12 protein-coding genes are annotated in these 12,412 nt (G+C 69.8%); 7 read left to right on the top strand and 5 right to left on the bottom strand.

What is annotated here, in order from left to right; genetic code table 11:
• The first annotated feature begins 71 nt into the window (after window positions 1-71).
• From D577_RS0108350 to D577_RS0108340, 3 genes are read left to right on the top strand one after another with little or no spacing between them, the layout of a single operon-like run.
• Window positions 72-644 (top strand): Slp family lipoprotein, encoded by a 573-nt coding sequence (locus D577_RS0108350; RefSeq protein WP_018947049.1) that lies wholly within the window; start codon window positions 72-74, stop codon window positions 642-644.
• Between the two features lie 47 nt (window positions 645-691).
• Window positions 692-1,177 (top strand): Slp family lipoprotein, encoded by a 486-nt coding sequence (locus D577_RS0108345; RefSeq protein WP_018947048.1) that lies wholly within the window; start codon window positions 692-694, stop codon window positions 1,175-1,177.
• Between the two features lie 30 nt (window positions 1,178-1,207).
• Window positions 1,208-2,206, top strand: coding sequence for a zinc-binding dehydrogenase (locus tag D577_RS0108340; protein ID WP_018947047.1), 999 nt, complete (start codon window positions 1,208-1,210; stop codon window positions 2,204-2,206).
• Between the two features lie 42 nt (window positions 2,207-2,248).
• Here D577_RS0108340 and D577_RS0108335 read toward each other — a convergent pair whose 3' ends face one another.
• The 4 genes from D577_RS0108335 to D577_RS0108320 form a co-directional block, all read right to left on the bottom strand.
• Entirely contained in the window at window positions 2,249-3,463 is a 1,215-nt protein-coding gene (locus tag D577_RS0108335) for a TraB/GumN family protein (protein WP_018947046.1), read from the bottom strand.
• Between the two features lie 64 nt (window positions 3,464-3,527).
• The gene (locus D577_RS0108330; RefSeq protein ID WP_018947045.1) at window positions 3,528-4,604 is read right to left on the bottom strand and encodes a tetratricopeptide repeat protein; all 1,077 of its coding nucleotides are present in this window, start codon (window positions 4,602-4,604) and stop codon (window positions 3,528-3,530) included.
• Entirely contained in the window at window positions 4,601-6,016 is a 1,416-nt protein-coding gene (locus tag D577_RS0108325) for an adenylate/guanylate cyclase domain-containing protein (protein WP_018947044.1), read from the bottom strand. The genes D577_RS0108330 and D577_RS0108325 overlap by 4 nt, the downstream gene beginning before the upstream one ends.
• Window positions 6,013-6,846, bottom strand: coding sequence for an inositol monophosphatase family protein (locus D577_RS0108320; protein WP_018947043.1), 834 nt, complete (start codon window positions 6,844-6,846; stop codon window positions 6,013-6,015). The genes D577_RS0108325 and D577_RS0108320 overlap by 4 nt, the downstream gene beginning before the upstream one ends.
• Window positions 6,847-6,961: 115 nt before the next feature.
• On the opposite strand from D577_RS0108320, the gene D577_RS0108315 reads away from it, so the two are divergent.
• A complete protein-coding gene (locus tag D577_RS0108315) occupies window positions 6,962-7,309 on the top strand; it encodes a DUF3301 domain-containing protein (protein ID WP_018947042.1) in 348 nt (115 codons plus the stop codon).
• Window positions 7,296-8,240: a hydrogen peroxide-inducible genes activator gene (locus tag D577_RS0108310; RefSeq protein WP_018947041.1), complete on the top strand. Its 945-nt coding sequence runs from the start codon at window positions 7,296-7,298 to the stop codon at window positions 8,238-8,240. Before D577_RS0108315 ends, D577_RS0108310 begins: the two co-directional genes overlap by 14 nt.
• 15 nt (window positions 8,241-8,255) lie before the next feature.
• Here D577_RS0108310 and D577_RS0108305 read toward each other — a convergent pair whose 3' ends face one another.
• Window positions 8,256-9,173 (bottom strand): GGDEF domain-containing protein, encoded by a 918-nt coding sequence (locus D577_RS0108305; RefSeq protein ID WP_018947040.1) that lies wholly within the window; start codon window positions 9,171-9,173, stop codon window positions 8,256-8,258.
• A 280-nt stretch (window positions 9,174-9,453) separates the two neighbouring features.
• Between D577_RS0108305 and D577_RS0108300 the strand changes: the two genes are divergently transcribed.
• Together D577_RS0108300 and D577_RS0108295 are read left to right on the top strand one after the other, a co-directional pair.
• Window positions 9,454-11,409, top strand: a complete 1,956-nt coding sequence (locus D577_RS0108300) for an ABC-F family ATP-binding cassette domain-containing protein (protein WP_018947039.1) — start codon at window positions 9,454-9,456, stop codon at window positions 11,407-11,409.
• Between the two features lie 74 nt (window positions 11,410-11,483).
• A complete protein-coding gene (locus D577_RS0108295) occupies window positions 11,484-11,780 on the top strand; it encodes a hypothetical protein (protein ID WP_018869131.1) in 297 nt (98 codons plus the stop codon).
• Window positions 11,781-12,412: the final 632 nt, after the last annotated feature.

Genomic DNA, 12,412 nt, shown 5'->3' with positions numbered 1-12,412 from the left:
ACTGTGAGGAACTTGCCATGCCCCGTTGCTCCCGCGCTCGCTCTGTTCCCGGAATACCGTGTTCCAGCCGCATGGTCCGGTTGGCACTGCTGCTGATCGTCGGCCTCGGCGTGGCCGGCTGCGCCTCGGTGCCCGAACGGCTGGGGCCGCTTCCCGACCAGCGCCTGGATCTGGCCGCGGTGCGTGCCGATGTGGCTGCCGCCGAAGGTGCGCTCGTGGTCTGGGGCGGGGTGGTCGCAGAGGTCGAGAATACTGACGACGGGACCCGCCTGGAGATCGTCGCGCGCCCTCTGGGACGCGATGCGCGGCCGCGGGAAACCGATGTCTCCCCCGGGCGGTTTCGCGTGTGCGCGGACGACTTCCTCGAACCGCGAGACCATGCCCCGGGGCGCGAGGTGACCGTGCGCGGACGGATTGCGGGCAGCGAAGAAGGCCGCATTGGCGAGCATGCCTACGAGTTCGTGCGGCTGGAGGCCGAGGTCGTGCATCTCTGGGACCGACGTCCGTTTCCGCAGGACCGGCGGTACGATCCCTGGTACGACCCGTGGTACCACTCGGGCATGCCCCGCGGTTATTACGGGCCCGGCTGGCGTCACCCCCGTCCGCTGCATCACCATCCGTATCACGACGGGCACTTCCGGTGAATCCGATGTACGAATACAGATCCGGTAACCGTTGTTTGTCCCGTCGCGTGTCGGGCGTTGCGCGGGCTCTCCTGGCGGTCCTGCTGGCGCTGGTGCTCGCGGGTTGCGCGGCCACGCCGCTGGAGGCGCCGCGCCCCGCCGAACCGGTGGAGCCGCGCGCGGTTACCGCCGAGCGGCTGCCGCAGACCGACCAGATGTGGGGCGGCGTCATCGCCGAGGTCGACCACGGCCCCGAAACCACCGTGCTCGAGGTTCTGGCCTATCCGTTACGGGGGCAGGAGCCACGCACCGGGGCGGCCAGTCAGGGGCGTTTCCGGGTCGTGGTGGACGGCTTCCTCGATCCGGTGGATTATCGCCCCGGGCGCCGCGTGACGGCCACCGGGCCGGTCACCGCGGTGGAGACTGGCCGGATCGGCGAGGCGGAATATCGCTTCCCGGTGCTGGAAGCCCGGCAGCTGCACCTGTGGCCGGTGGGCGCGCCGTCCGCACCCGGCCGCGTGAACTTCGGCATCGGTATCGGGATCGGACTGTGACGTTTCCAATCGTTCTATTCAGGGAGTGACATGCAAGCCATTCTGTTCAACGAGCCCGGCTCCGCCGACGTTTTATACCTGGGCGAATGCCCCGATCCGGTGATCCGCGAACCCGACGAGGTGCGCGTGCGCCTGCTGGCGGCCGGCGTGAACCCGGTCGACACCAAGGTCCGTGCCGGTGGCATGCTGGTCGAGGGCGCGCCGCACAACACCCCCGGCTGCGACGGGGTGGGTGTTGTCGAGGCCTGCGGCGACGCGGTGAAGCACGTTCGCCCGGGGCAGCGCGTGGCGTTCTGTTTCGGTGGCACCGGCGCCGATCCGGGGACCTGTGCCGAACAGGCGCTGGTGCCCGAGGCTGCCCTGGTGCCCGTCCCCGACGGAGTCTCCGACGCCGAAGCGGCGGCCCTGCCGCTGGCCTGGATTACCGCCCGGGAAGCGCTGTTCGACCGTGGCGGGCTGCAGAAGGGCGACTATGTCCTGGTCCATGCGGCCAGTGGAGGAGTCGGACAGATGGCGGTCCAGCTGGCGCGGGCCGCCGGTGCCCGAGTGCTCGGGCTGGTGCGCAGCGATGCCGGTGTGGAGGTGATGCATGCCCTGGGGGCGGATCACGTGGACATCCGCAGTGACCGAGCCGCGACGGATATCGCCGCCTTCACTGACGGGCGTTATTTCGACCTGGTGCTGGATACCGTCGGCGGTGACACCTTCGTCGAGGGACTGGGGCAGATCCGCTTCGGCGGCCGCCTGGTGACCCTGCTGGCACCCCCCGACGGCATGGACTGGAACCCGGCGCGGCTGCAGAACGCGGCCATCCATCTGGAGCTGATGCTCACCCCGATGCTGCAGCGCAGCCGGACGGGGCTGGCGCGCCAGGCGAAGGTCGTGGCCGATGGCCTCGCGCGACTGGCCGCCGGTACTCTGGAGGTCAATGTCGAGGATGTCCTGCCGCTGGCGCAGACCGCGGAGGCGCACCGGCGGATCGAGGCCGGCGGGCGCCGGGGCAAGCTGGTGCTGCGTATCCCCGATTGAGGCGGGCCCGATTGAGGCGGGCCTGACTGAGAAGCCGGTTGTTCAGCCGCCGAAAAGGTGGCTGAATACCCGCGCACCGCCGATGTAGGTGCCGGCGGCGGAGCCCAGGGTGGTCAGCAGAAACACGAGCAGCACGCGGGAGACGCGGTTTTGCCACCACCCGCGGGCGTGGGTGGTGTCCTGGCGCAGGCGGGCAAAATCGGACACGCGGGGCTTGCGCAGGAAGATCTCCGCGGCGGCGGCGACAAAACCGACACCGATGGTGGGGTTCAGGGAGGTCAGCGGGGCGGCCAGCGCGGCGGTCAGGAGGGTCAGCGGATGGGCCAGGGCGATCGCCGCTCCCACCGCGGCCAGGCCGCCATTGATGACCACCCAGTCGATGATCATCCGGATGCCGATGTCGGGGTTGCGCAGGAATCCGATCACGAAGCCGGTGAGGATCACCCCGACCACGACCCACGGGATGACCTTCGGCCAGCGGGCCTTCGGCGGGGCCTGGTCGAGTTCGTCCAGGATCTCGTCGGGCGGCCGTTGCTGCTGACCGATCTGTTCGGCGATGCCGGCCAGATGCCCGGCGCCGACCACTGCGAGGATGCGCCGGTGCTCGCCGCTGGCGGCCATGCGGCGCAGATGCGCGGCCATGTACAGGTCGCGTTCGTGGATCAGCGTGCCGTACAGGGCCTCCGACTGTTCGGCGAACTCGCTGAAGGTGTTTTCCAGCATGTCGCCTTCCTTCAGACGCTCGATCTCGCTCTCGTCGATCTTTTCGCGGCTGAGCACGCTGCCCAGCAGGCCGCCGACCAGGCCCATGCGCTGCCACCACGGCACGGCCCGGTAGGTGCGTCGGAGGGTCAGTCCCAGGTCGCGGTCGATCAGCGCCAGCGGCACGCCCTGATCCAGGGCGCCGTCCATGGCCGCGCGCATTTCCGCCCCCGGCTCAATCCCGTACTGCTCGGCCAGACGCTGCTGATAGGCCCCCAGGGCGAGACTGGCGGCGATCATCGGCGCCTGGCCCTGACGGATCACGCTGAACAGGTCCATCCGGCCCAGCGCATCCGGGTCCAGCATGGCCCGCTGGCGGCTCTCGCACAGCTCGATGGCGACCGCGTCGAAGCTTTCGGTGTCGATCAGGCTGCGTACCCGGTCCGCGCTGGCCCGCGAGACATGGGCGGTGCCCAGCAGCACGACCTCGGTGTCCCCCAGCTGCAGTACGCGATGGGGTTCGCTGGCGATCAGGTCCTCGACGTTCGGAGTCATGTTCGGGCCGGTGGGCTGTTTTCGGGTGATCGAATCCTATCAGGCTCGTTCGCCGCCTGCCGGTTCACGGGGCGGGCCGCAACGGCTCACCCGGGGTCTCCGGCCCGTCCGCCGGGCCGCGCAGGGACTCCAGACGCTCCAGCACGCGCCGGCCGCGTTCACGGGCGCTGCGCAGCCCGGCGTGTTCGGGATCGAGTTCCAGGGCGCGTTCCCAGGTGTCCAGGGCGTCGTGAATGCGGCCGGCGGCGTAATGCGCGCTACCCTGTTCCAGCAGCTCGGCCGTGTGTGCGTCGCGTTGTTCTTCCCAGCGCTCGCACAGGGCATCGTGGCGGTCACGAGCGCTGTCACCCAGGCGGTCGGTGGCGATATTGCGGCAATGCTGCCGGGCCGCGATCAGGTCTTCCTCGTGCAGCGCGCGTTCCAGTGCATCCAGCAGCGCCGTGCTGTCTTCCTGATTCACTGGTTCGGGGTCCGGCCGGATCTCGGCTTCCAGCTCGGCGATGCGCCGGTCGCGTTCCGGGTCGGGTTCGAGTTCGCGCGCCAGTCGCAGACGCTCCAGTGCGGTCTCGGGGGCGGCGTCGCGGGCGTCGCGGTCGAGCTCGGCGGCGATGCGGGCGCCACGGCGGCGCAGATCGTCGATGTTTTCGGGCAGGGTGTCGTCGTCACGCGCCAGCGGCTGCATGATGTCCAGCAGTCGCAGGCGTTCGGCCAGGGCCTGCGCCTCCATCACTCGGTGGCGGCGCTCCAGGGCGCTGAGACCGGTTCGGCGGTCACGTTCCAGCTCGGCGATGCGGCGCTGGCGTTCCTCGCTGGCCGGCAGTCGGGCATCGGCCTCCTCAAGGATGTCCAGGGCCCGCCCCACGGCACCTTCGGCCGCCTGGTTCCCGGCCTCGCGCAGGGCGTTCTCGGCGGCCTCGGCCGCGCGGGCCTCGATGGTCTCGCGACGGTCTTTGCGCGCTGCCCGCTCCTCGTCGGGCAGCGCGTCGAGGGTTTCCAGTGCCGCCCGATATTCGCCTTCGGCCACCAGCCGGTCGACGCGCGTGTCAGGGTCCTGAAGCGGCTCCAGCAGGGCACAGCCGTGCAGCGTGGCGAGCGCCAGCAGCACCGCGAGCAGGGTGTAACGGATCCGGCGTCGAATCATGCCGTGGTCCGCGAGGGGTGCACCCGCACCACGTCGACCGGCTCGCTCAGGCCGTGGAGGGCATGCTGGCCGAGGTCTTCCTGCACCAGCTTCCCGGTGTTGTGCTGGCTCATGTGAGGATGCTCCATGAAATCGCGAGTGGTGACGAGGCCCCCGGGGGGCGCGATGGTCACCAGGCGGGCGGCCAGATTGACCGTCTCGCCCACCACCGTGAACTGCATGCGTTCCCGGGCCCCCATGTTGCCTGCCAGCATCTCGCCGGCATACAGGCCGATGCGGAATTCCACCCGCCGTTCGCCGCGTGCTTCGCGCTCCGCATTGATGCCGGCGATGGTGTCCAGCAGCGCCAGGCCGGTACGCAGGGCGGTGATGCGGTGGTCGGGGTCGGGCCGGGCCGCGCCGAAGACCGCCATTGTGCAGTCTCCCATGTACTTGTCCACCGTGCCGCCGTGCTCCGCGATGCACTCGGTCATGGGGCCGAAGAACTCGTTGAGCATGCGTCCGAGTGCCTCCGGGGTGCACTGCTGGGACAGGGCGGTGTAGCCGGTGATGTCGGCGAACAGCACCGAGCCCTCGACCGCGCGGCCGCCCAGCTCCACGCGGTCCAGGTTGTCGAGGATGTCCTCGGCCACGCCGGTGGAGACATAGCGTCGCAGAGCGGCCTCGACCTGATCCTTGCGCAGCAGATCGTGGGCCATGGTGTTGAACGCCTCGGTCAGCTGGGTGATCTCGTCGCGCCGCAGCACCACCCGCGGGTCGTCCTGGTCGTCCGGGCCGGGCTGCATGCGTTCGCGCATGGATTCCGCCAGGCGTTCCAGCGGGCGCACCAGGCGCTTGGAGATGTCGATGGCGAGGATCAAGCTCAGCAGGAACACGATCGCGGCGGTGATGACGCCCGCATTGACGGTGTTGCGCATCAGTTCCTGCATCGGTGCCGAGTCGATCCGGGCCTCGATGTAACCCACCTGGACGTCCTGGAACCTCACTTCTCGCCGGTAGGGTTCGGCCCCGGCAGTCAGCGGCCACACCCCGTCGGCGGCGTCGTCGGCTGGCGGCGACCCGGCCGCGGCGACCCGGCCGCGGTCGATGGCATAGGCGGCAATGTACTCGACCCGACCGTCCTCGACCAGCGAGTTGAGGAGGGTTTCCAGCGTGAGGTGGTCTTCGGCGAGGATCAGTTCACCCGAGGTGCGGGCCACCGGAGCCACGGTCAGTTCCGCCTGGGCCTGGATCTGGTTGTTCAGCACCGTGCTGACCTGGCTGAGGATTACCCATGCCAGCACGCCGATCCCGGTCAGGGTGAGCCCGGCGATGACCGCGACGATCTTCCAGGCGATCGGCAGATAGCGGGGCGTGAAATCCGCGGCGCGCCACTGTTCCGGTCGGCCCCCGCGACGGAACAGCCGCATCATGCCGACGCTCCGGATCCCGGCGGGTCGAGATGTTCGGTGATCCAGGCATGCCAGACGGCCTGCAGCTGCGGGGTGCGGGCCGCGATCGCCGGGCGGCGGGCCAGATCGCGGCGGAATACCGGTGCGCCGGACAGGTCCGCCATCGCGCCGCCCGCACGTTCCAGCATCAGGGTGCCGGCGGTGCTGTCCCACAGCGCCTGGCCGCCGTGCAGGTACAGATCCGCACGCCCGGCCGCCAGCCATGCCCATTCCAGGGCGCAGGCGCCCAGGTTGCGCTGCGAAGCGAACGGGGCCGCGTCCAGCAGCGCCCGTCCCAGGGTGCGGGGAACGCGCTTGTAGTCGACCAGGGCGATGCAGCGCCGGATTTCGGGTGGAGCGGTGGCGGCGGTGTCCGGCTCGCTGCCGTCCAGCAGCAGCGGGCCGTCCTCCGTGACGGAAAACAGTTCGCCGCGCACCGGGTCCAGGGTGGCCCCGTGGGTTACCCGCTGGCCCTCGATGCGTGCCAGGGAGATGGCGAAAAACGGCAGCCCGGTGGCGAAATTGCTGGTGCCGTCCAGGGGGTCCAGCAGCCAGAATGCCGGGGCCTCGTCGAGGACGCGCTGCTGTTCCGGTTCGTCCTGTTCCTCGCTGAGGACCGGTTCGTCGATGCCGCAGTCCCGCAACAGGTGGCGCACCGCGGCATCCGCGGCATGGTCGGCCGGGGTGATCACCGATCCGTCCGCCTTGTAGTCCACCCGTGTGCCGCTGGCGAAACGCGGCAGGAGCTCTTCCCGACCGATGGTCCGCAGGCCTTCCAGAAGGGCGGAGAATGGGATGCTGTTGCCGTTCATGCGGTTTCCTGGACGGGGCCGGGCCTCGTCTGTGCGGCGCCGGGACCCGGGGATGGCGGCACATCCGGCGGATCGGCGGGCGTTTGCGGTGTCAGTATGCGTATCATACCGATCCATGACCGGTGTGTTGATCCTGTTAGCCCTGGCCGCGCTGGTGGCCTACCTGAACGCCAACTGGCGGGCGCACGAGCGCGCGCGGCATATCGCGCGGCAGGCATGCGACCGCGCCGGCGTACAGTTTCTCGACAGCAGCGTGGTGCGGCGACGGCTGCGGCCGGTGCGTCATCGGGGCAACCCGGTGCTGCGGCGCGAATACGTGTTCGAGTTTGCCGGCGACGGCGTGGAACGACGGCGGGGCTGGCTGATCCTGCGCGGGGCGGCGCTGGAGCGCATCACCCTGGACTGGCCCGAAGGCGGGCGAACGGTGGATGAAGTCGGAGGCGGCAGTCATGACTCTGAGTGAGTTGCGCTACGCGGTGGCCGTGGCCGATGCGCGGCATTTCGGCCGGGCGGCGGAGGCCTGTCACGTGTCGCAGCCGTCGCTGTCGGTGGCGGTGCGCAAGCTGGAGGACGAGCTGGGCGTTATGCTGTTCGAACGCGGCCACGGCGAGATCAGCGTGACGCCGGCCGGGGAGCGCGTGATCGCCCAGGCACGGCAGGTGCTTTCCGAGGCGGAGCAGCTGCGCAACGTGGCGGCGCAGAGCCAGGACCCGATGGTGGGGCCGCTGCGGCTCGGGGCGATCTACACTATCGCGCCGTACCTGCTGCCGGAGCTGATCCCGGTGCTGCACGAACGCGCGCCGCAGATGCCGCTGGTGATCGAGGAAAACTACACCAGCCGGCTGCGTGAACGCCTCAAGCAGGGCGATCTGGACGTCATCATCGTGTCGCTGCCGTTCGAGGAACCGGGGATCGTGACCCTGCCGCTGTATGACGAGCCGTTCGTCGGCGTTCTGCCGGGGAGTCATCCGCTGGCGGAGCGGGATACGGTCGAACTGCAGGAGATGGCGCAGGAGACCCTGCTGCTGCTGGGTGCGGGGCACTGTTTCCGCGATCAGGTGCTGGAACGCTGCCCGGAGTGTCAAAAAACCGTCACCGCGGACGGCAGCACCCCGAGCAACCTGGAGGGTTCCTCGCTGGAGACCATCCGCCACATGGTCGCCTCCGGGATGGGCGTGACCATCCTGCCGTGCACCGCCGCCGGGGCCGACCGCTACGCCCAGCGGCTGCTGGCGGTCCGGCGTTTCGAAGAGCCCGTGCCGTCGCGCCGTGTGGCGCTGGCCTGGCGCAGCCGGTTCCCGCGACCGGAGGCGGTGGAGGCCCTGCGTCAGGCGATCCTGCAGACCCCGCTGACCTGCGTGGACTTCATCCGGCCGGGAGACGGCGACGGCTGACCCGCTGCCGGTCCGTCAGTGTCGGGCCAGCACCCGGTCGCGTCCCGAGGTCTTGGCCGCATACAGGGCCTCGTCGGCGGTCTGATACAGGCTCTGCAGGGTCGTGTGGCGGCCCAGTGCGGCCACGCCGATGGAGGCGGTGACGGCGGCCACCCCGTCGCTCTCGACGGCGGCGCCCTCCTCGCCACGCGCGCAAACCCGCACGCCGCCGATCGCCTGCCGGATCCGTTCGGCGCAGTCCATGCCGGCGCGCAGGTCCGCTCCGGGCAGGACCACGAGGAACTCCTCGCCACCCATGCGCACGCACAGGTCCGACTGACGGGTGGATTCGCGCAGCGTGCGCGCCACCTCGCGCAGGATCTCGTCGCCCACGGTATGGCCGAAGCGATCGTTGAGCTGCTTGAAGTGGTCCAGATCCACCGCCAGCAGCGACATCGGGCGCTCCTGGCGCAGACAGTCGGCCAGCCACTGCTCGCCCTGGATCTCGAAGGCCCGACGGTTGCCCAGACCGGTCAGCTCGTCGCGTTCCAGGTTGGCCCGGAGGCGGCGAAAGCGCCAGGCGTTGTGCAGGGCCGGGGCCGCCAGGCCGAGGATGGATTCCACCAGGGCCTGTTCCTGGTCGTCGAAGCGCCGGCCGCGCATCAGCACCAGGGAGCCGAGATCGGTGCCGTTGTAGCTGAGGGCGTATTCGATCCGATGGCGGTCCGCTTCTCCGCCTTCACGGATCTCGCCGTCGTCGGTGGAATAGATCCAGCCGCTGTGCTCCAGGTGGCCGACCAGATGCTCATTGATACGGTCGATCACCGCGCCCAGCTCCAGCGTGGCGGTTACCGTCTGGACGAATCCCAGGGCGTCCAGCGGCGCGTTGCGCTGCGGTCCCCCGCCGTTGCTGGAGACCAGGCGCAGATTGGTGGCGTTGTTGTCGCTGTTCATGGCTGCCTCACGGTGATCGATGATTCCTGTCCGAAGCAGAAGCGAGAACCGTGCCAGGTTCACAAAATGCTGTTTCCGAGTGGCTTTTTGCCAGTCGAGGCGGGCGGGGTGTCGGGTTGCCGGCACTTTTTTCGGGCGGGCCGGAAAAAATCCGCCGGGTCGACCGGCAAAAAGCGGCAGGATTTCGACGCCATTCAGGGTGGCGGCACGCCACGTGCACATCGAACGGCGTTTCCCTATGCTGCCGCACCGTACAGGCCACTGTGGGAGAAGCGCCGCCATGATCCGCATGCACAACGTCGAACTGCGACGCGGACGCCAGATCCTGCTGCAGGGGGCGGAACTCACCGTGCACCCCGGCTGGCGGGTCGGACTGACCGGCGCGAACGGTTCCGGCAAGTCCAGTCTGCTGGCCGCGCTGCAGGGGGAGCTGTCACTGGATGCCGGGTCCATCGAGCAGCCGGACGACTGGGTGGTCGCGCATCTGCCGCAGGAGGTTCCGGGCAGCGCGCGCCCGGCGGTGGAGTACGTGCTGGACGGGGACGCCGAACTGCGCGGGCTGCAGCGGCGCCTCGAGGAAGAACACGACGGGGCGGAGCAGGCGCGGCTGTACGCGCGCCTGGATGCGATCGACGGCTGGACCGCCGAGGCCCGAGCCCGGCGCCTGCTGGCCGGGCTCGGGTTTTCCGACGCGGACGGCGACCGGCCGATGTCGGATTTCTCCGGCGGCTGGCGCATGCGCCTGGGGCTGGCGCGCACCCTGATGACTCGCTCCGACCTGCTGCTGCTGGACGAACCCACCAACCACCTGGACGTGGAGACCATCGTCTGGCTGGAAGGCTGGCTGGCCCGCTATCCCGGCACCGTGATCGTGATCGCCCACGACCGGCGTTTCCTCGACGCCGTGGTCACGCATATCGCCCATATCGAACGCGGCGCCCTGACCCTGTACAGCGGCGGCTACACCCAGGCCGAGGCCCGGCGCGCCGAGGCCATGGCGCAGAGCGAGGCGGCCGCGGCGAAGGTGGCCGCGGAACGCGCCCATCTGGAGCAGTTCGTGCGGCGTTTCCGTGCCAAGGCCAGCAAGGCGCGCCAGGCCCAGAGCCGGCTCAAGCGGCTGGAGGCGCTGGAGGACGTCGCGGTGATCCGGGCGGCGCGCCCGGTGCACCTGCACATCCCGTCGCCCCAGCGGCTGCCCGACCCCCTGCTGGCCCTGGACCACGCGACCGTGGGCCATGGCGAGTCGCGGCGTCTGCATCCGGCCAGCCTGCGGCTGCGCCCGGAGGACCGGGTCGGGATCCTTGGTCCCAACGGTGCCGGAAAATCGACGCTGCTGGCCCTGCTGGCCGGCGAGCTGGAGCCGGATACCGGCGAACGGCAGCCGGCCCCGGACCTGCGCATCGGTTATTTCGCCCAGCATCAGCGCGAGCAGCTGGACCTGGCGGTCTCGCCGCTGGCGCATCTGCAGCGACAGGATCCGCGCGCTGCGGAACAGGACCTGCGCAATTTCCTCGGTGGGCTGGGGTTCGGCGGCGAGCGGGCCGACCGTCCGGTGGGCGAGTGCTCCGGGGGCGAGCGCGTGCGCCTGGTGCTGGCACAGCTGATGTGGCAGGCGCCATCGCTGCTGCTGCTCGACGAACCCACCAACCACCTGGACCTGGACATGCGCGAGGCGCTGGGCGAGGCGCTGGAGGCCTACGCCGGGGGACTGGTGGTGGTGGCCCACGACCGCGAGCTCCTGGCGCGGGTCTGCGACCGCTTCTGGCGGGTGGAGGACGGTCATCTGAGCGAATTCGACGGTGATCTCGATGACTATGCCCGTGAACTCCAGGAGCGTCGGAGCCGGGACGAAGCGGGACCGGAACCGGCCGGGCCGGGTGGTGCGGCGGCGGCTTCCGGGGATGATGCCGGGGGTGGCCCGGCGTTGTCGCAGAAGGATCGCCGGCGCGAGGCGGCGCGGGCCCGCGAGGCCCTCAAGCCCCTGCAGCAGCGGGCCGACCGCGCCGAGGCGGAGTGCGCGCGCCTGCAGGAGCGGCTGGACGCGATCGAGGCCGAACTGGCTGACGGCGAGCTGTACACCGGTGATGCCGAGGCCGCGGACCGCCTGGCGGCGCTGACGCGCGAGCAGGGCGAGCTGCGTCGCCGGCTGGAGGACCACGAAGGGGAATGGATGGAGGCCATGGAGGCCCTGGAAGCGGCACGCCCCGATGCCGGAGGCTCCCCGGCGGGGAAGTGAAAGGCCGACCCTTGAACTCGGAAATTTTCGGGTCTATATAAACGGGTGAGTGCAACGAAACGAGGAGTCATGCGATGAACGCACAGGAGCTGAATCGTCGTTGTGTCGAACTCTTCCATCACCCGGACGCGCAGAACCACATGTGGCATCCGCGGATGTTCTGGGAGACGAATCAGGTCGAGAACCCGAAGCCCGAGGACCTGCAGCGGCCGAAGGTGGATCTGCGCGAACTCGAGGTCCTGCTGTCCGAGGTCACGCACCAGCCCTCGGAATGCGCGGACGAGCTGGAAAAGGAAGAGCCGGGTCGCGTGTCGCTGATCCGGCACATGACCGATCGCGGCGACATGCCGTTTCTGCATCGCCCGCATTGAACAACGCCGGGGTTGTCCGGTGCCGGATCGGCCAGGGGCTGGCCTCCTGCATGGTGGGGTGGGTCATGGCCGCAGGAGGCCGGCCCTCCGGCCGATGGCGGCGGTGGGCCGGTCCCCGGCCGTTGGTGCAGCGGTTGGGCCGGATCGGCCAGGGGGCTGGCCTCCTGCGGGGGGGTGTGGATGGGTGCCCGTTCGGTAGGAGGCCGGCCCTCCGGCCGATGGGTCTTGGGGGCTGGCGCCGGATCGGCCAGGGGGCTGGCCTCCTGCGCGGTGGGCCGGATCATGGCCGTAGGAGGCCGGCCCTCCGGCCGATGGGAGCTGGCGCCGTGATCGGCCAGAGGCTGGCCTCCTTGTGTGTCGTCGCAGAGGGAGCGCTACCATCTGTGGCACCGGGCTCGGGGTAACCCGTTGGCCTCCTGAGGTCTTGAACCTGCTCCGTAGATCGGTCCCCGCGCCCTTCTCATCTCGAAGTTTGAACGGTATCCAAGCCCCCCGTGAAGGACGGGTGAGGCTGTACGGACAAGGCGAGAGGACGAGATGGCTCATATCGGCATTGATGTCAGCAAGAACAAGCTCGACTGCATGTGGGTTCGGGATCTGGAGGCGGGCAAGGTCAAGCCCAAGGTGTTTCC

This window comes from Thioalkalivibrio sp. AKL17, assembly GCF_000377885.1.
Taxonomy (GTDB): Bacteria; Pseudomonadota; Gammaproteobacteria; order Ectothiorhodospirales; family Ectothiorhodospiraceae; genus Thioalkalivibrio; species Thioalkalivibrio halophilus.
This window is presented reverse-complemented; position numbering and strand designations above follow the sequence as displayed.